The following is a 22,190-nucleotide window of genomic DNA, read 5'->3' on the forward strand; positions in this document are numbered from 1 at the left end:
TGCGGAAATGTGCTGCCGGTTTATAACAGGAGAAAAGAACACTCCGGTACAAGCCAACAAAGTAATGATCACCTAGAAGTTGGTTTGTTATCAGAATTAGTGCTATCTCCTATTTGTTACTCTTTATTCATTCGCTTGATCTCCCGCCATGATAACAATAATAATGCTCTGCTCGCATATTTTTCAGCTTCACTAAAGAGTGTTCTGCTTGCTCCAGATCCAAACAAAATTCTGGATTAGCGATGGCTAATTCATGTTGCTCTTTTACAGCAGCGTCTCCTGTGATAATACTGTCCAGACTGGGAATATACAAAGAAATGTGCCCAGAAGTATGACCAGGCGTTGCTATCACTTGACACTGGTTATTTAGGATCCAATCGCCATCACCGACTGTTTCATCAATTGGTACATGTTGCAAACTTTTTAATTGTTGGATAAACCACTCCCCAAATGCCTGATGCTGCTTGGGCATAGTTTCTAGCATTTTCTCAGCTTGGACTAATCGCTCTGACTTCTCCTCACCGCTAATATATGTTGCTTCCATTTCACTGGCTATGATACGAATCCATGGATATTTTTCTTTGAAATCAGACAGGGAGCCGATATGATCATCATCGTAATGTGTAAGAATGATATTCGTTAGATCGTTCATCTCATATCCATTTGCTTCGATTTCTTTTTCGATGATCGGTAAAAAGCCTTGATATCCTGTATCAACTAAGGTTAGTTCATCATTGGATCGTATCAAGCTAGGATAAATATCGTTTTTTTGACCATTAAATTCAAATGCAATGGGTAATTCAATTATCTTCATCTCACTTCTCCTCTCCTTTATTCCATCATTTCTGCTATCTGCTCCACCCACGCTGGAATCTCGGTACACACAATTATTGCTTTTGATCTTCTTTGCTCCATTCAATCACTTGATCGATACCTATGGAAACAAGGTAGAAACATAACGCGGCAACTACACTAGGATACAAGATAAAGGAGTCTATCTCCTGAGCCAATAACAGAGAAAGAAGACTTCCGAGTAGGAAACCTGCCAACAAATAGAAGAGAGAATGAACCATAACCTTGTATATTCGCTTTGAAAATTTTATATTTTTCATGAGCCCATCAATAAGGAGTGCGGATGGAATGCCGCCAATCAGAAAAATAATGCCTGATACCACCAATACAATGATAAAAATCTCATCAAAAGTCCAAGCTTCCGGATAGTCAGGTTGCTCGGGCTGGGCATACAAGACCGCCCAGATGATACTGAAAAGAAAACTGGACAGGATTGCCGCACCCAACTTTTTCAACACAATCATGGTTCCACCCCCATTCTTTTTGGTGATTAACTACTAGAGATCCACGGTCACTTTCATTTTTCAAAAGAACCATAAAAGGCAATCATATATTACTTCTGTTGACCCTGACTTTCTGGATACAATTTCTCCAGCAGTTGTGCCGTTTCATCAATCACTCGGTCACTTACGATATCTGCCCCCATTGATTTCATCATTGCTTGAACAAACTTTAAGCGCCTGAACAATTTCTCTGGATCTGCCTGAAAGATTGCTGGATCACACCAAATATTAATTAACAAAAAGAAAACCTCTGCACATTCATCTGGATATTCCGTCGTAATCGATCCATCTTCCACTCCTTTTTTTATGATGTCAGCAAATGCTGGGGCGCTGCTGTCGATGGAACGCTTCATCATCGATACAATAAAATCCGGGCTTGCCATTTGTGTACTAAATGTCTCATCCAAAGCATGAGCTTGTTGATCTGTTGTATTTTTTTCCAGGATAGCGGTTAATTCCTCTCTGGCAGAGGACGCTACAATCGTTTCTCTCCATTGCTTTAAACGATCTTCTATACTATTTGCTTGATTCTCTCTGACAATATCAATTATTTCTTCCTTTGACTTAAAATGATGATAAATCCCACCTTTGGAAATGCCAAGCGTGTTCGCAATATCCTGCATACTTGTTTTCTCAAATCCTTTTTCCTTGAATAACTTTACAGCCGTTGTAATAATATCTTCTTTTGTCTGTTTTGCATTATATTTTCTGCTCATTTTTATCCACCCCTCGCAAACCATCCGGTCGGTTTTCTTAAGGTTAACGAAATCTCTTTTTAGTGTCAAGTTTTACCTTGACCGTCACGTAACGTGATACTGTACAGTAAAACAAAATAGATGAAGGTGGGATACAATGAAGATTAACGTATTACGGTCGGATGAGATTTATAAGCAAGTGATGGCTTGTCCGCCAGAAGAAAAAACAGAAATGTATCGCCAGGAGATGCTAGCCCCTTTTATGAAAAAATGGGAAATACAACAGATTCCATACCGAGCAAGGGAAGAAAATGGATTTGATGCTATGACGATTAATAACATGGCTCATCTGTCACCAGAGATGATAACGCCCGACATGGAACCAGCTGTAGAGCAGATTTCCTCGGATATATTATGGGATGAGTTAAAGAAGACGCTGGAACACTGCTTACATCTATTTACACAACACGGGATTTCTTTGCCTGTGTCGGAGTATTTATTTACGATTTTATTAGGGAGTCCAGACAATGAATTATTACGGCTGACTGAAGGATACAGTGGGGAGGGAGGAATTCCCGGTTATATTTTTCTAAGTCTCATTCCAAATGACTATACACGGAAACGATTAAAGCCTGCTTTGGCCCATGAATGTAACCATAATGTCCGTTATCAATTTATTAAATGGAATGATACAATTAATCTGGGAGAGTTGATTGTTAGCGAAGGACTTGCCGAAAATTTTGCGACCTCTTTATATGGTGAAGATTTAATGGGCCCTTGGGTTAGCAAAACAGATGCGCACACACTAAACAATGTCATTAAACCAATCATAAAAGAGCACTTGGAAATAACGGGATTACCACACATTATGGCTTATCTTTATGGAGATGACGTTGCTAAAATACAAGGGTTGCCGATTGCAGGAGGTGTTCCACATAGTGCCGGGTATGTGTGTGGGTACTATTTAGTGAAGTATTACCTGCAAAAAACAGGGAAATCCATCGTGGAAGCAACCACACTTCCAGCCGATGACATATTAAGGGAGGTGGAAGAATATTGGGATGAAGAAACCGAAACCGTACTACACCGTTAAGGATTTGATGGCGATAACCGGTGTAACGAAAAGAACCTTGCATTATTATGATGAAATTCATTTGCTAAAGCCAGAAAGCTATTCCGACAAAGGGTATCGGATGTACCATCCAGACGATGTAAAGAAATTACGAATGATTTTGCTATTAAAGGAACTAGACTTGTCCTTGAAGGAAATTGCAACCATTATACAGATGCCAAAGCAGGAGAAAAAAACGGTTTTAGCTGGACATTATCAAGCCTTGCAAATAAAAAAGCAACAATTAGACAAAACCCTAACCCATTTAGAAGATTTTATTGCTGGAACAGACCTTTCTTTTTTAGATGTTTTCCAAGAGGGTAATATCTTGCCGTTAAAAGAGCAGTACCAAATAGAGGCAAAGTATGTGTATGGCGATACGGAGAAGTTTCAAGAAATGGAGAATCGTATGAAACAATTTTCCGAGAAAGAACAGGCTGTTGTATTGGAATCATTTGATCAAAACATGCAGAATGTATTCCGTCAATTTGCCAATCTTGCCAACGAACCTCCTGCCTCTGCAAAAGTACAGCAGGTTGTCCATAAATGGAAAAGCAGCTTGGAACCATTTATAGTTTGTGATAAAGAAATCCTGCAATGCATTGCCTATACGTATAGGGATGACGAAGCCTTTCAAGCATATATCAATCAATTTGGAAAGAATACGCTAAATGAATTTGTCTATCAGGCCATTATGCAGTATTGCGAAGATGAAAACCAGCCAAATCCATAGAGGTTATTTAGAAACCGATTAAAAGTCTATGTTGATTAACACACGTTTATATTTTACTTCTCAACCTTTTAACGTGTCAGCTCACAAAATATAATAAGAATAAGAGACGTTTACCGGCAAAATCACACTCAGAACAAATGATAATTTTTGGCACATTCCAATGCTTCGATGCGGTTTTTAACCTGTAATTTGCTGTAAATATGATTAATATGTGTTTTTATTGTAGAAAGAGAGACATTCAGTTTCTGGGCCATTTCAGCGTTTGTTAAACCTTTGTCCATTTGTTCAAGTACTTCTTGCTCTTTTTTTGTCATCGTTGGTTGCTCCCCATCAATCGAGACAAATTCATTTCTCTTATTTGACAATGGTGTGATCAATCTTTCTAGATTTTTCACATAAGATAAAGGGATCTTCTTATCTGAATGGTACTGTTGGCTTTGACGAAAGTGAATGTACTGTTCAAGTAACTTTCCAATCGCTAGCCCTTTATCCACAAACGTACGGATATAATTTCCGGACCAAGCCAGCATAAGAGCGTCTTCCAAGGTGCCCATTGCTGAGGCACGCTTTCCTTGCAGAATAAGTATACTACTTTTGGAAATAAGCAGACGAATTTGATCCGTTTTTCGATCCGTCTTACCTACCATCTTTAACAATCGCTCTATTAACGTCATAGATTGTTTCATTCGGCCTTGTTCGGCCAGACAAACAGCTAACAGATCATATTCTTCCATCATAGAAGTCGGAATCTCATCCGTATAGCTTAAACCACTTTCCAAAAAGTAGCGATAAACCTGTTGTTTTGTCTGTTGCATCCTAGCCACTATCGCCTGAACCGATAAAAATCTTCTTGATAAATGCGGATTCTTTTTCGGAGCTATTTGCGTACTTATTGCCTGTATTTTTGCATTGGCATCCTGCCACTCACCTTGCGCAGCCATAATACGAGCAAGCCACAGTTCAGCGATCACAAAAAGACTGAAATTATCGTCAGATCTTCCAATATCCCTTGCTCGGCGCATATGTTGATTAGCTTCTTTCAATAAGTTACGTTCATACTTCAATTTACCCAAATCAATATAAAGATGAGCAAGGAAATGGGTATGGCTCGTCTCTGACCAAATCGCAATCAGCGGATCTATCATTTCCTCTGCTAGATTAAGATTATCATCTGATATATACGTATCCCAAGCTGGATGATAACCATCACGATCGTAACCCAGCCCTACAAATAAATCCCCTTCTGGATGCTGATCGACATATTCTTTGGAATATTGCACGGTAAACTCGAAATCACGCTCTAAAAATGTTCGAAGCGCTATGAGAAGAGCCAAACCACCCTGCAACGTTCGGCTTGCTTCCATGGACAAAGAAGAGGTTTCTTCTTCTAAGTGATGAACGACATTCCAATAATTGGTTGACGATGTTTCCGTTCGCTCTGATAAATATTGAGCGGCAAGTTTAACTAACAACATTCTTGGTTTGGTAAATAAGATGGCTTCAGGGATACTTTCCAGCCATCTGCCAACTGTTGCCCATTCACCACTCATTCGATCAGTTGCTTCCATCTCCACTAAAGAGAGGACGGACTTATAACTCATCCCAGACAGGTAATGACTAACAGCTTCATCAAGATATCCATGCTCCTCTAACCATTCCCCCGCAACATGATAGAGTTTCTGCCATTTAATCGGTTCCGATTTTTTCAGTTGTTTTATTAGAAAAGATTGAAATAAATGATGATATCTGTACCATTCTTGCTGTTCATCTAAGGGCACAAGAAATAAATTATCCTGCTCCAACTGCTGCAAATATTGCCCGCTATCTGCTATACCTGTTACAGCTTGACAAAGTGCTTCTGACATTCGATCTAAAATCGAGGTTTGCATTAAAAATTGCTGCATCTTTTCTGATTGACAAAAAAATACTTCCTCCAGAAAAAAATTAGAAATATCTCGTCCTTTTCCCGACATCCGTTGGACAAGCGTGTCCGAATCTGCGTGTTCTGGCAGTGATAACATGACAAGACGCATGGCAGTTGCCCAGCCTTCTGATTGTTCATGCACTGTCCTCGCCTCTTTACTGGTTAGTTGCATACCACTGTTTTTTGCAAAAAATGCACTCGCTTCTTCCAGAGTAAAACGTAAATCATTCGTATCTAACCAATTCAAGGCATTCCTCAAGCGTAGTTTGGAGAGAGACAAGGAAGGGACTAGTCGACTTGCCATATAAAGATGAACATTAGATGGTAATCGTTCCAGCAAATACACAACGCCCTCCCGAACAGTAGAATCAGTAATAAAATGAAAATCATCCCATACCATAATCAATGTGTCTGGTAGGCGGTGTAATTCGTTAATCAATCCCGCAATTAAGGAATCTTCAGAGAACTCTTCCCCTGTATGACGAAGGACAGATTGGTCATTAAAACTCGAGTAGGCTTGTTTTAATGCAGCCACGGCATGCCCCCAAAAACGTGATGGATCATTATCTCTCTGATCCAATGATACCCAAGCAACCATCCGAAAGCGTTTCCTTGCCCATTCACTGAGCAAAGTAGTTTTTCCATATCCTGCAGGTGCTGTAATTAAAGTGAGTGAATGATGGAGCCCTTTATCCAAAGATCGAAACAGATGCGTTCGATCAATAAGGATGGATTGTCGTTGAGGAATATGTAATTTCGTTGTAACAATGATCACATGAAATCACTCCTTATTTATCATTAAATGGATAATGACAGGGAATTTCTACTAATTACTTTGTTACCATTATAACAGACAAATCCACATTTGGATCACCAACTTGAAAGTGAACAAAGTCTATATAGGAAAAGGGCAGTATGCAATAAAGTGAGACTGCTCTCAGAATGTCAGCGTCTGTTATACCCTGCTTAGGCTCCCTTTTAGCTCTCTCCCATTCTGAAAGTGGAGGTCTAACCGGATAATTGGACCGTTTTGAAAGTGAAATATCTATAAAAAGACCTAAACATCCTGCTATTCTAGTGTCAGAATACAGGGGCGTTTAGGTCATTGAAAATTATGTTCTATACTTCTATCCGTCCTATAGATGATCCTCGTTATACTTCCTTTTTCGATGGATGAACCATAAGCCGCTCCCCAAAACAATGAATACGATACCAGTAATCACCCAATTATATTGATTCGTTGCGGTAGCTGGCAAGGAAGTGGGCTCTTCCTCTGCGGATTTATCGTCTTTTGGTTCTTGCGCTGGTCCCTTCGCTTCTGGTTTTTCTTTTACTTCTGGTTTTTCCTTCCCTGATGATTCTTCTTTCACTGGTGGTTCTTCCTTTATCTCTTCTTCCACAAACACACCGTATATCGAGAAGTCGGATACCGTTGTGCTGATGGCGTTACCTTCTATGGTTCCGCCAATTCGTTGCCATTCATTCCGATAATGATAAAGACCTGCCTCTTCCCTTCCATCTGTAACGCCCATTGTCAGGGTGAAGTCTCCGCTATAATCCTTCTGTCCGTCTGGATAAGTAAAGAGAAAATCATATACTTCTCCAGCCTGCGTTAGACCTTCCTGTTCTTCTACTTCTACAGTATGAACTTGCAACATCGTACCTGGTGGAAGAGTAGCAGGCAATTGAATCGTTGTTTGTGTGTCTTTAACAGTCACCGTGATTCCCGGAAATACTTCTACTGGTGGTTCATCTAATATAATTTCTAGGCTCGCTGGGATTTCAGGTTCTTTCGGTTCTTCTTGTACTGGGACATACACATAAGTCACCGTTAGGACTGCTTTGGTAAACACACCATCTACATTCTCTGGGTTTTCGATTAACTCATAACCCTCTATTTCTTTTGCTTCTGTGTGATACACTTCTCCGATCTTGCCGGTTAGTTCTTCAGAATCAGCTAATGCGTTACCTGCTTCATCTACATAGATGACTTCTACTGGCATTCCTTGGGCTTTCTCCGTTGTTACCTCTACTGTGGCAGAAGCGGTATTATCAGATGGATCGATAGCTGCTAGTTCATACTGATAAGTCATACCTGCTTCTACGGTCTGATCGGTAAAGGTGACTGCTTCCCCATCGATACGAGCTAGCTCTTCGCCATCTCTGGATAAAATATACTTTTTGATTCCTGCTATATCTTTAGCAGAAAAGGTTAACACGATTTCTTCTGTCATGACTTCCGTTGCCTCCAGTGAAAGATCGGTTGGTGCCGTTGTATCTTTGACACGAACTTCACGAGTGGCACTGGCGATATTATCGGAGCTATCCTTCACGATATAGGTCACATGATAAGTTCCAGGCTCGCTGGTGTTGACACCTCCCGTAATGGCAACTGCTTCACTGATATCTCCATCATAATTATCGGTCGCTACTGCTCCTGGTTCCTCATAGCTGTCACCAAGCTCCAACGTGATTGCTGTTTCCCCATTTAGAGTAACTTCTGGTGCAGTCGTATCGACGACTTCCACCGCACGAGTGACTTTGGTTGTGTTTCCAGAGTCATCTTCTACTTCATAGGTAACGTGATAGATTCCTAGTTTTGTTATATCGATCGTCTCTAGGATATTCATTTGATCACTTATATCATCGCCTGCTTGATTGATTGCCGTGGCACCAAGCTCTTCGTACGCAGTATCTACTTCTAATCGCAGCGGATTGTCTCCGTTTAAATGAATAATAGGAGATGTCTCATACACGACATGTACCGTTCGAGTCTTGCTTGTTTCATTGCCTGCTTGATCTTGTGCGGTATAAGTTAATTCATACACACCTGTTTGACTCGAATTTACTTTTCCAGTCACTTCCACAGCAACATCATCGCTAAAGTTATCTTCCACTTCATAACCAGGATCTTCAAAAGCAGCCTTATATCCGACAAACATCGGATTATCACCTAATAACGTTAATGCAGGATCAGTGCGGTCGATTTTCACTCTGGCTTCCGTTACGTCACTCTCATTTCCTGCCTTATCTACCGTGCGAGCGTAAACCGTGGTGATTCCTTCTTCTGTTATCGCCAAACCCTCGGCATAGGTGCTCCAACCTTCGTTCTCATTTAGTTGGTATTCTATCGTTCCATCCCCTTCACCGTTTCTCAGTTCTACTACAACAGTATCTGCATTCGTCCACTCGCCAGTTTCGACATCAATCTCAGGTTTATTGGGAGGGCTTCGTTTAATTTGGACAATGGCATCCGTTATGTCACTAACATTCCCCGCTTTATCGATGGTACGCGCTTCGATTTTGGTCTCACCTGCTTCAGTGGTCGATAAAGGCTGATCATAGGTTAGCCATTCTCCTTCTCCAATTCGATACTGCGTTTGATCGACACCACTTTCCTGATCTTCCCCTGCCGTAATTGATGTCGTTATTTCTTCGGCGTTGGTCCATCCTTCTTCACTCAACCGAATGGATGGATCAGAAGGAGGGGTTTGATCCACACGGATTGTACGAGTTTCTTCCGCTTGATTTCCCGCCTGATCCACAGCTGTCAGCGTGATGGTATATGTTCCTGCTTCTGCAATGGAAAAAGCGTGCGTAAAACCATCTACATTGTCCAGCTCTTCTTCATTAACTGTTATCGCCCATTCCTTGATGATTGGATCGGTTGCTTCCATGAATAGATACACCGTTTGATTAGTCCATGTATTGTTTTCATAGTCCTTTTCTTTGTTTCCTTGTGTCATATCTATGGTGATGTCTGGATTACTTTGATCAATTTTTACCGTTGCTTTAACTATATCACTACTATTTCCTGCTTCGTCCATAGCTCTGGCATAAATAGTGGTTTTACCTTCTTTAGTGATAGGAAACGCTTCTTCATATGCTGACCAGCCTTCTTCCTCTGTTCCATCCAACTGGTATTCGATTGTTACAACATTTTCCTCCGCCTCGATAGTCACTTCCACTTCGTCATTCGTCCAATCCGTTGTAGCTGGACGGATTTCTGGGGCCTCTGGTGGTGTGTTATTCAATATAAAAGGATTTGTCACCACTTGCGTCTGGTTTCCTGCATGGTCTGTCGCTTGAATATGCAAATACCAGTCACCATCTGCTTCTGCTTTTGTCAATTCCTCTTCATTATCAAAAGCTTCCCAATCCACCTCTTTGTCTGGTGCGTCATCACTTTCTGACCAAGTATAAACAAGCGAATCTTCATCTAACCCGCTGCCTTCATCTGTCACGGTTACCTTCGTAGTAACTGCTTGTGCCGCGTTTGCATTACCGTTTGGATCAAAAGCAATTTCCGGCTCCGTCTTGTCTATTTTAACCGTAGCTTCAACCAGATTACTCTGATTCTCTGCCTGATCCAGCGTCCGTGCCTCCAGCTTGGTTTCTCCTTCTGTTTCCAGCTTAACTTCACCTGAATCATCCAGCGTATGCCAGTTTCCCCAGTCCTCGCTTCCCGCTTCCTGCAGTCGGTATTCGGTTTTATCTACACCGCTGTGGTCATCTTCTCCAGCAGTTATCATCACCGTTACTTCCTCATTTGTCCATTCATCGGGTGCCTTTATTTCCGGCGGGTTCGGACTGGTGTTATCCACCTGAAATACTTCCGAATGCAGATGAAAATCTTCACCCTGCATGTCTGTCCCTTGTATATGAAGATAATATTCTCCTGTCGCCTTTTCGGGTGTTAAGATAGTCTCCGATTGACCATCGCTATCTAATGTTAATGCTTCCCATCCTTCATTTGGCAGCATTTTTTCTGTCGCCCATGCATACTGAATTCCCTCAGAAACTTCGACAAATTTATTTACCGTTATCATCAGTTCGTATTCCTGAGCCCATGTGTCTCCTCCCCCATTTGGGTCAAACATTACATCTGTCACCATCACTTCATTATCATCAGAAATAAAGTTATCGGACTTCAGTGTTAAAGTGGGATGTACAGCAAAATAAAAGACTACTGAAAGCGGGTATAAATCACCATCTCTACTGACTGTATGCGCCATTGTATTATCGTTAGGGACATACGTTCGTAACCACATTTCCTGTTCGGGATTATCTAAAAACCCTTTTTCCGAACTAAAGTATTTGCTGTAATGCATCCATTCTTCATTGGACAATAAACCCACGTTGGCATTTACTTGCTCCTCATTCCCCTCATCAATTCCCCACATTCTTTCTTCTATGACAGCTTGTTCCGCAGAGGTAAACACCTCGTTATAGTACTCCTCGTTTAAATAATGAGCAAGTTGACTTTCATCCTCTGGATCAAATCGATTCGACAAAGAGGATTCATTATCAGAGTCAAAAGGCCTCCATCCAATTGATTCCTTGCTGAAGATATACCCCTCGTCCGGATCGAGCACAATCCATGTTTTATCAGAAAAAGTAATTTCATCACCTGGGTCTAAATCTTTCAGTTGTTTTGAAAGTTCTGGCACAATTACTTCGTTGTCACTAGATACAAAAATGTCAGATTCCAGTGTTAGAGCAGGATACACAACGGCATTAGTGTTGTCCACTGTAAGATTATGTAGATAACCAACCTCCCACACTTGCCAGACTCTATCAGTACTGGTGGAAAACGGCGTTCGCAACCACATCTTCTGTTCGGGATTATCTAAAAAACCTTGTTCCGGACTAAAGTCTTTGCTGTAGTGTATCCATTCTTCATAGGACAATAAACCCACGTTGGCATTTACTTGCTCCTCATTCCCATCGCCGACACCATTTATATCAATACTTTCAATTCCCCATGTTCTTTCTTCTATGACAGCTTGTTCCGCAAAGGTAAATGCCTCGTTATAGTAATCCTCGTTTAAATAATAAGCAAGATTGTTTTCATCCTCTGGATCCAATCGATTCGACAATGGGGATTCATTATCAAAAGGCTTTGTTCCAATTGATTCCTTGCTGAAGATATACCCCTCGTCCGGATCGAGCACAATCCATTCCGAACCAGCAAAAGTAATTTCCTCACCTTGATTCAAATCCTTCAACTGTTGCTGTCCTGACTCCTCTGCATAAATATTCTGTGACCCCATAGAGGGAAATAATGGGCTGACCAGCAAGATTATCAGCATAAAAATAACGGTTTTATGTTTTCGTTTTGGCATCTGATCCATCCTTTTCATTTTTAAGACTATGTAATAGAAACAAGTATAAAATCTCTACCTGTTTTTTTAGATGCATGCTAGTTCATGATACCTGTATTTCCAACCATTGTCGTCCACCCTTTGCGCAAAAAAATCGCAAAGGTGGAGGAAGGGGGTGGAGACGTTTTATTCTCCCAACACTTTCTATCATAAATTGGCGAGAAAAGAATCACCATTTCGGCATTTATAGACTTATTTGCGAGAAGTTTATGGTTTGTGAAAAAGAAACCCTGCCATGGATTGCCTATACATATAGGGATGACGAAGCCTTCCAAGCATTTATCATCCAATTCAGGAAGAATACGTTAAGTGAATTTGTCTATCAGGTCATTAAAGGTGAAAACCAGCCAAATCCATAGGGGTTATTCAAAAATCCGTGTTGTTTAACACCGCAGATGACAATCGTCTTGTTTGAGTTTGCCTCTATTTAAATGTTTAAAAAACCCTTATGACGTTGATATGTCATAAGGGTTAATTCTGAAATATTAATTCTTTCGTTCTTCTGGGTAAATCATCCTTAAAATGTTCTAAAATAAACTTCGCCCAATAGTGTGGTCCCATATGTTGAGACCATTCCACATCACTTGTTAAATGATCACTCATTTCTTGCTTCCAAAGCCTCTTTTTAGCTGTTGGAAGATCAACATTATACCTTTCTTGTAGAACTTTCACCATTTCATCTCTGAATAATGGATAACCATTTTCTTGTTCAGATTTCAAAAGAAGCACCAATTCTTCTTTGGTCATACGATTCTTTTTTATCATGTGCTTTCACCACCCTTACATACTTTATTACATTATATGTGAAAATAGCTTGATTGTGTATTGATAATTGATCATAAGTTCCATATTTCGCAATTTCCTCATAAAATAAATTATCCACTTCTTTATTCAAATATTCATTTGAATGTGTGTGGCAGTTATGATACCATAATAATCAAATGCGCATTTTAATGATAATGGAGTGATCATATTGATTAAAAAAGACATGTGTGAAGTTTATTGTTATGACGAGGAAAAAGTCCACCGTATACAGGAAGAATTACAAAATGAAAATTTGTCTCGTGTTTCTCAATTATTCAAAGTACTGGCAGATGAGAATAGAACAAAAATATCTTACGCGTTATGCATTGATGAAGAGCTATGTGTTTGCGACATTGCAAATATCATTGGTTCAACCGTAGCAACTGCCTCCCATCATTTACGGACACTTCATAAACAAAAAATTGTGAAGTATAGAAAGGAAGGTAAACTTGCCTTTTACTCATTGGATGATGAACACATTAAGCAGTTAATTTTCATTACGTTAACTCATCAAAAAGAGGTGGAAGTAAATGTCTGAATCACTCACAAAAGAAGAAATGAAAGCATATCGCGTGCAAGGATTTAGTTGTGCAGGCTGTGCGAAAACATTTGAAAATAACGTCAAGAAATTACAAGGTGTGGAGGACGCCGAAGTAAATTTTGGATCGTCAAAAGTATATGTTCAAGGTCATACTACTATTGAGGCACTAGAAAAAGCAGGGTCATTTGAAAATTTAAAGATTCGAAATGAACACGAACAAAAAACAGATCATGAGCCTTTTTGGAAACAAAAAGAAACGATCAAAGTTTATATTTCCGCCATATTACTTTTAGTTAGTTGGTTTTTAGGAAAACAATTCGGAGAAGAACACCTCCTTCCGACAATCGGATATGCAGTATCCATTTTAATCGGGGGGTATACCTTATTTATAAAAGGGCTTAGAAACCTCAGCAGATTACAATTTGATATGAATACACTGATGACGATTGCTATTATCGGTGCTGCCATTCTCGGAGAATGGATGGAAGGAGCAACGGTTGTTATCCTTTTTGCTATTAGTGAAGCATTAGAACGTTTCTCGATGGATAAAGCCCGTCAATCAATGGAATCATTAATGGACATTGCTCCAAAAGAAGCGCTCATTCGTCGAGGAAATAAAGAAATGCATGTTCATGTAGATGATATTCAAATGGGCGATACGATGATTGTAAAACCTGGTCAAAAATTAGCAATGGATGGCTTGGTGGTTAAAGGTACTTCTACCTTGAATCAGGCTGCCATTACAGGTGAAAGCGTTCCTGTTGCCAAAACCATAGATGACGAAGTTTTTGCTGGAACATTAAATGAAGAAAGCTTGCTTGAAGTTAGGGTAACCAAACGAGTGGAAGACACTACACTTTCTAAAATCATTCACCTTGTCGAAGAAGCACAAGCAGAACGGGCACCCTCTCAGGCATTCGTGGATAAATTCGCCCAATATTATACACCAGCTATTGTTATTTTAGCTATCTTAATAGCTGTTATTCCACCATTATTGATGGGTGGCGATTGGAATACATGGATTTATCAAGGATTAGCTGCTCTTGTAGTTGGTTGTCCTTGTGCTCTTGTTGTGTCTACACCAGTAGCTGTCGTGACCGCTATAGGGAATGCTGCAAAAAATGGCGTGTTAATTAAAGGTGGCGTTTATTTAGAAGAGACCGGAAATCTGAAAACCATTGCGTTTGATAAGACAGGAACCCTAACCAAAGGAATTCCTGTCGTTACAGATATTATCACTGTTAATGGAAGCGAAGATGAACTACTGACGATGACAGCTGCCATGGAAAAAGGATCGCAACATCCCCTTGCTTCTGCCATTATACGAAAGGCAGAAGAAAAAGAATTGCCTTTTCATGATGTACCTATGGAAGAATTTCAGTCTATTACAGGAAAGGGCGTTACAGCAAGGATTGATAATGAAATATATTATGTAGGTAGCCCAAGTCTCTTTGAAGAGCTGCATGTTCCAATAGCAAGGGAACAAAAAGAAACCATCACTCATTTACAAACAACAGGAAAAACGGTCATGGTTTTAGGAAGAGACACCGAAATCCTTGCTTTCATTGCGGTAGCAGATGAATTAAGAGCAGCCTCCAAAGCAATCATCAACAAACTCAATCATCTAGGAATCGAAACAGTCATGCTGACAGGTGACAACCAGCGTACAGCAAATGCCATTGGAAAACAAATTGGGGTTACGGATGTCGAATCTAATTTACTGCCAGAAGATAAGTTAACTTTCATCAAAGAACTTCGAGAAAAACATCAAAATGTAGCCATGATTGGGGATGGCGTAAATGACGCTCCTGCACTTGCAGCTTCTACAGTTGGAGTTGCCATGGGTGGTGCAGGAACCGATACAGCATTAGAAACAGCGGATATCGCTTTGATGTCTGATGATTTAACGAAGTTGCCTTACACGGTTCAATTAAGTCGAAAAGCATTGTCCATTATCAAACAAAATATTACCTTCTCTCTGGCAATTAAAGCACTTGCTTTGTTGTTAGTCGTACCTGGTTGGTTAACATTATGGATCGCCATTTTTTCAGATATGGGAGCAACATTACTTGTGACCTTGAATAGTTTGCGATTATTAAAAAGAAAAGAATAACGTGATTTTTACTAAGTTTAAAAAAGTTTCCTGTAGTTAAATCCGCTTTTCATGGAATTGGAACAATTATATGATAGGTCGGAGGTCTACAAAATATCTATACTGAAAATGTCAATACACACCATTGGCTGACGAAGTTCCGAATGCACGGGTCTTAAAATTTGATATAATTTTTGTAACATCACATTGTTGCTCTTTCTTTGAATGATTAGATTTAAAGAGACTGCTGTACAATTAGGGAGCTGATTATGCATCAGTTCCCTTACTTGAATAACTTTCTCTTACGAATGTTTTGAATGAAACAGCATCTAGTAGAAAATGATTCACTTCTACCTTCTCAATCCTTCTAACAAATGCCGTAAAACAAGCATCGCTTCCTCGATTACATTTTTTTGATCAAGATGATCAGCAATCCATAATACTGCTTCATTCATCGCTCCAGAAAGACAATGAGTCATTGCCTCTACTGAAACAGATTTTATCACATGTTGTTCTCGCATAAGCTGCAATTGCTCCTTCAAAGAATGCATTGAATATTTTTCATCCATTTCCCTGAAAGTATCCCATCCCAACACGGCTGGTCCATCGATCAAAAGGATACGTTGATTATGTGATTCTACTGCCCCTTCTAGGAAAGCTTGACAACCATTGATTAATTGATCCCAGCTATTATTGCTTTTGGCTGCAGCAGCTTCTACATACCCTCCTACTTCTTTTTGAACCGCTTCAAATACGGCAAGAAAAAGTCCTTTTTTGTTACGAAAATGATGGTATAAAGCCCCCCTCGTTAAACCTGCTTCTGTTACGATTTCTTCCAAAGAGACGTTTGCATAGCCATATTCCGTGAAATGCCAACGTGCTATTTTCATTAAATTTTGTATCGTCTGTTCAGTTTCAATTTTATTCTTCTTCATGCTGCCTACACTCCTCACTCCATTTGATACAATAATTCCAATGCTTGTTCATCATTTGATTTCACCAAAGTTCTTAGTCCATGTTTCATGATTTTAGGGTTTATATCGTGATGATCTGCCATACATTGGAGGACTGCTTCGGGATTTTCCTTTGTTAAATCATTGATATGGTTGGCGACAGATTTTTGAACATAGCGAGATTGATCAGATATTAATTTTTCTAGCAACCTTAAATTATTTTGCACATTATTCTTTAATGGGGAAATCTTTTTAGCCCATGGGAGACGGGGACGAGTTCCTTCACTCACTAATCGTCTGACATGTGCGTTAGCATCCTCTAACCAATATGAAAAATAATCCATGCAACGATCGATACTTGCAATTAGATAAGGACGAATAGCATACTCTGATGTGTGTCGTTTGGTAATCTCATACATTGCTTTCATGGATAAATCAAAGTGATCCAGCCCATGTCCTTCAACGAAGCTAGCGACTGGCATTAGGAAATAACCTTTAGTAAACATTCCTTCTTCTGTCTTATTTTCTGGTCCTAATATCTTTAACAAAATAGCCAACGCTTGTTTATAATCCGTTGGAAGGTGTTGTCTTAAAGCATTAGCTATCACTTCCACACGCGCTTTCAATTCTTTATTTTCTACCCCTTCAGCTACAATGTTCACAAAAGAATTCTTGGAAAAGGGAAGGTATTGCGACTGAATTAAATCTGCAAGTCGAAGAGCTAATTCTTTATCAAAATAATATTTTAAAGATATATACTCACCCATTACAACCCCTGCCCTCCCATTTCTGTTTTATAATGATCTTGAAAAGACTTATCAGGTGGAATAACCGTAATGACATCAATTAAGACGCCATTTGGATCATTAGTAATAAAATGCCTTTGCCCAAATGCCTCATCACGTAAATCAAGATGTAAAGGCAGTTTTGTTTCTTTAATTAGTTGATGGTATATCAGATCAACGTTTTCCACCTCAAAATTAAGAATTAATCCTTGAACTGACTTCCCAAAAGAATTTGGCACTGTTTCATGATTGGCTTGAAGAATTGCCAACTCCGCTTCTGTTTCTTCTTGTTTCAGACTCACATACCAGTCCGACTCGAAAACAATTGTAAACCCAAAATACTCCTGATAGAATTCGCTTGTTTCTCTCACATTCTTCGTCATCAATACCGGATAAAAGCTGCTGAGTTTCACTTTCATCACTCCTTCGTTATTAATTATATTTATCTTAACATACATACTGAATGTATGTAAATTATTAATTTTATTTATTGTTTTATATTCTGCTGTACGAATAATAATTACACCATTTGCTGTGTCTAATCATGATCGAAAAGAATGAACTTCTATTGGTCGTGTCTCTGTATCTTCATTCCGAATTAATATGAAGATGTTTTTGTGAACTATATAAGTTGAATTTATAATTTTAACCTACAGTCTCACACAAAGTCGGTCGATAATCGTATCCTTGTCCTGATTAATACCATCGATAAATTCTCTTACCTTGAGCGCAATTTTTGGACATCCGGAAAAAGACATTGTTAATGACGGACTCTTTCAACCATTTCCATAAACCTTCAATAAGATTGAGTTCTGGGCTGTAGGGTGGTAGGTAAACAAGTTCCAGCCGATCTCTGTTTTCACCTAGAAAAGAGCGGATGAGTTTCGCATGGTGAATGCGGGCATCATCTAATATCATCACGATTTTGCCGGTAGGATAGTGTTCCAGTGTCGCTGTTAAAAAAGTTAGAAAAGCTGCGGCATCCAACTTTTCTTCTTCGGCGCAGAATACTTCACCGGTTGCATAGTTCAATGTGCCAACCAGTCTCACACCTTTGTGCTGCCCGTACGTAGAAATAATTCGTTGCTGCCCTTTTAGAAACCATGTACGCTGTATCGCTTGGTAGTCCCGTATCATCGATTCATCTTCCAAAAGAATATGCTGAACTTCTTCATTTACCAGTTTTTTTAGATAGGCCGGAACTTTAGTCGAAACCGTTTCCAAAATAATCGTTTGTTGTTCCTTTGATAATTTGGATGGTTTCCCTGATGAATGTCCTAGGTTCAATCCTTCAAGCGAATTATTTCTGTACATGGAAACATAAGCACCAACCGTTTCACGGCGACGATTGATAATATGAGCAATTTCTTTCATTCTATAGCCATTAAAATATAGATATACCGCCTGATAGCGTTCATAGTGACAAGAATCTGTCGCGCTTTTCATTGCTTCTTTCAGTTGGCTTTGAACGTTCATGGTACTCCATCCCTTCATGGTATTTGATCATCTATACCCTGTTTGGATGGAGTTGGAACCTTTAATTCAACTTATATATCATGCAATAGCTATGTATCTTTCTAAACTTTTTAGTAGCTTTTGAGTAGATGAATTACTTCTGATACTCCTAGATATAGCAACCATGATTTTATGTTATATCTATCCTCTTCCTTTATATGGATGTAACTAGCTCATTTATGCATTTTCCAATCAACTAGTGTGATTTCCCTAGCATATCCGTTAACTTTCTATACCCTCCGCCAATAATAAAGCGCCAACTGTGTTCTATCGCGGACTTCCAGCTTATCTAGAATAATCGACAGTGTATTACGCACCGTTCCTTCACTAAGAAACAAGTGGCTGGCAATTTCTTTATTGGAGCAGCCTTGTGCGACGAGTTGAAGGATATCTTTTTCTCGCGCTGTTAAACCATCAAGGTCTTTTGTTTCTGGCTGTGTTAACTGCTTTAATACATCGGCATCAAGTACCGAACTTCCGGAAACTAAGGTTCGCAATTGCTGAGCCATATCTTGAGGTTGAGCGGATTTAAGCAAATAACCTTCAGCTCCCGCCAGGAGTGCCAATCGGATATTCTGTTCATCTTCAAAGGTTGTTAGCATCATCACCCGTATTTGCGGCCAGCGTTTTTTGATTTCACGAGTGGCTTGAATACCGTCTATTCCCGGCATTTGTATATCCATCAGGACAACATCTGGTGGCGATGTTTCACAAAGTGCAATGGCTTGTTCTCCGTCATTTGCCGTTCCGATCACTTGGATATCTTGCTCACGGGACAGCAATAATTGAAGACTCTCATATACCATCTCATCATCATCAACAATGATTATCTTCATTTGACTGACCTCTTTCCTTATCAATCTTTATCCAGCGGCAATACACAAACAAGCTGAAATCCCTCCTTTACAAAAGAAGCAGATAAGCTCCCGTCAACTGCTTGTGCTCGTTGACGCAGATTTCTCAACCCGATCCCATATCCATCGGCATGTCGCGATACACCATCATTGAAAATGGAAAGCCGAACGATGCTTTCACTTACATCTAACGTAACGTTTACTTGCGTTGGTTCTACCGTGTGGCGCACCACATTGGTTAAAGCTTCTTTCAGACATGGTTCCAGTATCCCCCACAAATAAGCAGGAATTCTGGGTGTATCTCCGTAAATTGTTACATCGACTGGACACGTTTGAAATTGTTCACTGATTTCTTTAAAGCTATCCAGGCCAATAACGCTCACTGACTTCATATTACGTACTGTCTCTCTTAAATGACGAGAGCTCTCCGAAAATCTCTCTTTTGCCTTGAAAAACACCTGATCCGCTCGGGGATCGCCTTCCTTCCAAAGCTGTTCAAACGCCTGTAAAGCCAGGATAGCCCCTGTCAGCTCATGTCCTACGTGATCATGCAATGATTTGGAAATACGGTTTCGCTCCATTATCTCTGCTACTTTTGCACTTTGCACATTTGCCTGCAGCAACTCACGCTTAAAATTTTCTAATTCATAGCGCTGTCTCCGCTCCTGATCCGCCTCCTGTTTATATACAGCTATTCCCTTTGACCAATAATAGATGGCCATTCCAGTAAACGAAGCAGCAATTAAAATCGTTATGAATAGCAATGACATTTGGGATTCTATGAAGAAAAACAGTAGAGATAACAGAATAAACCAAGGTCTCCCCTTCAGCATGGTTTCAAAAAAAGGGATAGCTAGAGCAAACCACGCCCCAGGCCAAAAGAAGCTCGCGATAATACATGCAGCCTGATCAATCAGTGTTGTCCAAGCAGGCAGATCCACTCTTCCTCTCATGAGAACCAGCGTTATCAAAAACAGCAAAAGGAGGATTCCTGCTTCATCAGCATCGTCCAAGATCCAAAAAACACCAAACAAAAGGATTGCCAGGAAACGCCATATCAGCGTACATGCAACAGGTGTCAACATTTCATCTTTACTCGTCGTCATCTATGCTGGTCTCCCTTCTTCTTGATAAATCTCCATCAGCTTGGACTCAACTCTAGTCACGTTTTATTCAGTTTATCATGTCAAGGTACGCATGGAAACTATCTGTGATAAGAAAGATCGTCCAACTCCCTCGTTTTATACTATGATAGACGTCGCTTACTGCCAATAACAAGAAAAGCCACGGTAAACATCAGCAGCATGACAAGCGGAACCACCAGTTCCACTACATCTGCTTGACTAGCGACAATCTGTAATGATTTTACCAGCCAATAAGTAGGTAGTAACATGACCAGACGCTGCATAAATTCCGGCATCAAATCGATCGGCCACATCATCCCGCTAGCCATTGACATCAGCATAATGAGGCCTACCAGAATAACAAAGGCTGTCTCCTTTTGCCTGAAAAGCGAGAACCAGGCGAGCGAAAAGCCAATAGCCGTTATCGCGAATAACGTATAGATCACAAACAGTAAAAATGGTTGAACTAAATCATGCCCATATAACAGTCCACCTACCATCACGATGACAACCTGTATCACGAGAACCAGTGAATAAGCCAGCAGATTTTGCCAAAGGTATTGAAAATGCGTGACAGGGGAAACGCCAATCCTCACCAAAATCCCCTTGATTCGATCTTCCATAATGATACTGACGAGCTTGGCAGCGGCGAAAAACAATACCGTGCCGTATAATTGAAAACCAATGGGTAACAGTGTCCACTTTCCATCAGGCATTAAGATGACAATAATAGGCAGCACACAGAGTAATACGATATTCATAATATCCCTAAAGCAGCGTTTGATCGCAAAGAAGAAGATGGTCATGCAAACCGCCTCCTGCCAAATAGCACGTTAAGGATCACTAAGATAACCGATAACACAAGCAGCATTCCCATATTGAAGTAAACATCACTCATTTCCGTTCCGAGCATGTTATGGATAACCACTGTCTCACCAAGTGTCAATGGATTAATATAGCGATTGATCCATTCAAGGAATGCGATATCAGGTACTGGAATAAACAAATAACCTGCCAAAAATATAAAGAGAAAGATATACGAATATCCAAATAATTCAGCGATCTTATATCTCTTTATCGCCATCACCGCTAACAAGAACACCAGCTGCGAAACAATCGAAACAAGCATTAGGACAAGAAGCACCCATGCTATATTTCCCCAATCCACATCATAAACCCAGTGTGTAAACAACACCATAATGGCTCCATTCAGAATGTTGAATAAGACACTGCTGATCATGATAGAAAAAGTATGGATGTATACTGGATAAGGTAAGGAGAGCAAACGCCATTTATTTGCCGAAAACAGATCTGATTTTACCGTTTCCATCGTATAAAAACCACCAACCAGTTGAAAGCCTATAATAATAGCACCTGCAATCATCTCCATCCCTGACCGCCCATGTTCATCAACAAATCCTCCCCCAATCGCAAAGCCATTCACTGTAATGATGGCTAAAGGAAGCAGAATTAAAATGGCATAGCTAATATAACCACGAAGCATTCTCCGCAAGATAAAATAAACAGAACGAAGCAACAT

At 40.0% G+C, this 22,190-nt stretch carries 18 protein-coding genes and 1 pseudogene; 5 read left to right on the forward strand and 14 right to left on the reverse strand.

The window, feature by feature from the left end; all coding sequences use genetic code 11:
* Nucleotides 1-127: 127 nt before the first annotated feature.
* The 3 genes from E0E32_RS20160 to E0E32_RS20170 form a co-directional block, all read right to left on the reverse strand.
* On the reverse strand, nucleotides 128-814 hold the full coding sequence (locus E0E32_RS20160) for an MBL fold metallo-hydrolase (RefSeq protein ID WP_130860659.1): 687 nt from the start codon (nucleotides 812-814) through the stop codon (nucleotides 128-130).
* Nucleotides 815-887: 73 nt separating this feature from the next.
* The gene (locus E0E32_RS20165; RefSeq protein WP_066189921.1) at nucleotides 888-1,316 is read right to left on the reverse strand and encodes a hypothetical protein; all 429 of its coding nucleotides are present in this window, start codon (nucleotides 1,314-1,316) and stop codon (nucleotides 888-890) included.
* Between the two features lie 89 nt (nucleotides 1,317-1,405).
* Nucleotides 1,406-2,071 carry a TetR/AcrR family transcriptional regulator gene (locus tag E0E32_RS20170; protein WP_130860660.1) on the reverse strand — a complete coding sequence of 222 codons (666 nt, stop codon included), beginning with the start codon at nucleotides 2,069-2,071 and terminating at the stop codon, nucleotides 1,406-1,408.
* A gap of 136 nt (nucleotides 2,072-2,207) precedes the next feature.
* Between E0E32_RS20170 and E0E32_RS20175 the strand changes: the two genes are divergently transcribed.
* The gene (locus tag E0E32_RS20175) at nucleotides 2,208-3,143 is read left to right on the forward strand and encodes a DUF2268 domain-containing putative Zn-dependent protease (protein ID WP_130860661.1); all 936 of its coding nucleotides are present in this window, start codon (nucleotides 2,208-2,210) and stop codon (nucleotides 3,141-3,143) included.
* Nucleotides 3,112-3,894, forward strand: coding sequence for a MerR family transcriptional regulator (locus tag E0E32_RS20180; RefSeq protein ID WP_130860662.1), 783 nt, complete (start codon nucleotides 3,112-3,114; stop codon nucleotides 3,892-3,894). The genes E0E32_RS20175 and E0E32_RS20180 overlap by 32 nt, the downstream gene beginning before the upstream one ends.
* A 128-nt stretch (nucleotides 3,895-4,022) precedes the next feature.
* On the opposite strand, the gene E0E32_RS20185 is transcribed toward E0E32_RS20180, so the two are convergent.
* Entirely contained in the window at nucleotides 4,023-6,593 is a 2,571-nt protein-coding gene (locus E0E32_RS20185) for a winged helix-turn-helix domain-containing protein (RefSeq protein ID WP_235817480.1), read from the reverse strand.
* Between the two features lie 361 nt (nucleotides 6,594-6,954).
* The gene (locus tag E0E32_RS20190; RefSeq protein ID WP_165445109.1) at nucleotides 6,955-11,943 is read right to left on the reverse strand and encodes an OmpL47-type beta-barrel domain-containing protein; all 4,989 of its coding nucleotides are present in this window, start codon (nucleotides 11,941-11,943) and stop codon (nucleotides 6,955-6,957) included.
* A gap of 248 nt (nucleotides 11,944-12,191) precedes the next feature.
* On the opposite strand from E0E32_RS20190, the gene E0E32_RS22445 reads away from it, so the two are divergent.
* Nucleotides 12,192-12,341, forward strand: coding sequence for a hypothetical protein (locus E0E32_RS22445; protein ID WP_165445110.1), 150 nt, complete (start codon nucleotides 12,192-12,194; stop codon nucleotides 12,339-12,341).
* Between the two features lie 112 nt (nucleotides 12,342-12,453).
* Here E0E32_RS22445 and E0E32_RS20195 read toward each other — a convergent pair whose 3' ends face one another.
* Nucleotides 12,454-12,747, reverse strand: coding sequence for a hypothetical protein (locus E0E32_RS20195; RefSeq protein WP_130860664.1), 294 nt, complete (start codon nucleotides 12,745-12,747; stop codon nucleotides 12,454-12,456).
* A gap of 208 nt (nucleotides 12,748-12,955) precedes the next feature.
* Between E0E32_RS20195 and E0E32_RS20200 the strand changes: the two genes are divergently transcribed.
* The gene (locus E0E32_RS20200) at nucleotides 12,956-13,324 is read left to right on the forward strand and encodes an ArsR/SmtB family transcription factor (protein WP_130860665.1); all 369 of its coding nucleotides are present in this window, start codon (nucleotides 12,956-12,958) and stop codon (nucleotides 13,322-13,324) included.
* The gene (locus E0E32_RS20205) at nucleotides 13,317-15,440 is read left to right on the forward strand and encodes a heavy metal translocating P-type ATPase (RefSeq protein ID WP_130860666.1); all 2,124 of its coding nucleotides are present in this window, start codon (nucleotides 13,317-13,319) and stop codon (nucleotides 15,438-15,440) included. Before E0E32_RS20200 ends, E0E32_RS20205 begins: the two co-directional genes overlap by 8 nt.
* 329 nt (nucleotides 15,441-15,769) lie before the next feature.
* Here E0E32_RS20205 and E0E32_RS20210 read toward each other — a convergent pair whose 3' ends face one another.
* From E0E32_RS20210 to E0E32_RS20245, 8 genes and pseudogenes are all read right to left on the reverse strand, one after another.
* Nucleotides 15,770-16,354 (reverse strand): TetR/AcrR family transcriptional regulator, encoded by a 585-nt coding sequence (locus E0E32_RS20210; RefSeq protein WP_130860667.1) that lies wholly within the window; start codon nucleotides 16,352-16,354, stop codon nucleotides 15,770-15,772.
* 14 nt (nucleotides 16,355-16,368) lie between these two features.
* Complete coding sequence (locus E0E32_RS20215) at nucleotides 16,369-17,139, reverse strand: DNA alkylation repair protein (RefSeq protein WP_130860668.1); 771 nt, start codon at nucleotides 17,137-17,139, stop codon at nucleotides 16,369-16,371.
* Nucleotides 17,139-17,570, reverse strand: a complete 432-nt coding sequence (locus E0E32_RS20220; RefSeq protein ID WP_130860669.1) for a VOC family protein — start codon at nucleotides 17,568-17,570, stop codon at nucleotides 17,139-17,141. Before E0E32_RS20220 ends, E0E32_RS20215 begins: the two co-directional genes overlap by 1 nt.
* A gap of 237 nt (nucleotides 17,571-17,807) precedes the next feature.
* Nucleotides 17,808-18,633, reverse strand: a pseudogene (locus tag E0E32_RS20225) (IS630 family transposase).
* 269 nt (nucleotides 18,634-18,902) lie between these two features.
* On the reverse strand, nucleotides 18,903-19,508 hold the full coding sequence (locus E0E32_RS20230) for a response regulator transcription factor (protein WP_130860670.1): 606 nt from the start codon (nucleotides 19,506-19,508) through the stop codon (nucleotides 18,903-18,905).
* Between the two features lie 20 nt (nucleotides 19,509-19,528).
* Nucleotides 19,529-20,632: a sensor histidine kinase gene (locus E0E32_RS20235; protein WP_286172014.1), complete on the reverse strand. Its 1,104-nt coding sequence runs from the start codon at nucleotides 20,630-20,632 to the stop codon at nucleotides 19,529-19,531.
* Between the two features lie 140 nt (nucleotides 20,633-20,772).
* Entirely contained in the window at nucleotides 20,773-21,456 is a 684-nt protein-coding gene (locus tag E0E32_RS20240; RefSeq protein ID WP_130860671.1) for an ABC transporter permease, read from the reverse strand.
* On the reverse strand, nucleotides 21,453-22,190 hold the full coding sequence (locus E0E32_RS20245; protein ID WP_165445111.1) for an ABC transporter permease: 738 nt from the start codon (nucleotides 22,188-22,190) through the stop codon (nucleotides 21,453-21,455). The genes E0E32_RS20240 and E0E32_RS20245 overlap by 4 nt, the downstream gene beginning before the upstream one ends.

This window comes from Gracilibacillus phocaeensis, from assembly GCF_900626275.1.
Classification (GTDB): Bacteria; Bacillota; Bacilli; order Bacillales; family Amphibacillaceae; genus Gracilibacillus; species Gracilibacillus timonensis.

Coding starts and splice junctions, on each gene's coding strand:
- E0E32_RS20230 (WP_130860670.1), bottom strand. CDS start 19,508: ATGAAGATAATCATTGTTGATGATGATGAGATGGTATATGAGAGTCTT.
- E0E32_RS20170 (WP_130860660.1), bottom strand. CDS start 2,071: ATGAGCAGAAAATATAATGCAAAACAGACAAAAGAAGATATTATTACA.
- E0E32_RS20245 (WP_165445111.1), bottom strand. CDS start 22,190: ATGTTGCTTCGTTCTGTTTATTTTATCTTGCGGAGAATGCTTCGTGGT.
- E0E32_RS20235 (WP_286172014.1), bottom strand. CDS start 20,632: ATGACGACGAGTAAAGATGAAATGTTGACACCTGTTGCATGTACGCTG.
- E0E32_RS20190 (WP_165445109.1), bottom strand. CDS start 11,943: ATGCCAAAACGAAAACATAAAACCGTTATTTTTATGCTGATAATCTTG.
- E0E32_RS20195 (WP_130860664.1), bottom strand. CDS start 12,747: ATGATAAAAAAGAATCGTATGACCAAAGAAGAATTGGTGCTTCTTTTG.
- E0E32_RS20175 (WP_130860661.1), top strand. CDS start 2,208: ATGAAGATTAACGTATTACGGTCGGATGAGATTTATAAGCAAGTGATG.
- E0E32_RS22445 (WP_165445110.1), top strand. CDS start 12,192: ATGGTTTGTGAAAAAGAAACCCTGCCATGGATTGCCTATACATATAGG.
- E0E32_RS20160 (WP_130860659.1), bottom strand. CDS start 814: ATGAAGATAATTGAATTACCCATTGCATTTGAATTTAATGGTCAAAAA.
- E0E32_RS20210 (WP_130860667.1), bottom strand. CDS start 16,354: ATGAAGAAGAATAAAATTGAAACTGAACAGACGATACAAAATTTAATG.
- E0E32_RS20240 (WP_130860671.1), bottom strand. CDS start 21,456: ATGACCATCTTCTTCTTTGCGATCAAACGCTGCTTTAGGGATATTATG.
- E0E32_RS20180 (WP_130860662.1), top strand. CDS start 3,112: ATGAAGAAACCGAAACCGTACTACACCGTTAAGGATTTGATGGCGATA.
- E0E32_RS20165 (WP_066189921.1), bottom strand. CDS start 1,316: ATGATTGTGTTGAAAAAGTTGGGTGCGGCAATCCTGTCCAGTTTTCTT.
- E0E32_RS20215 (WP_130860668.1), bottom strand. CDS start 17,139: ATGGGTGAGTATATATCTTTAAAATATTATTTTGATAAAGAATTAGCT.
- E0E32_RS20205 (WP_130860666.1), top strand. CDS start 13,317: ATGTCTGAATCACTCACAAAAGAAGAAATGAAAGCATATCGCGTGCAA.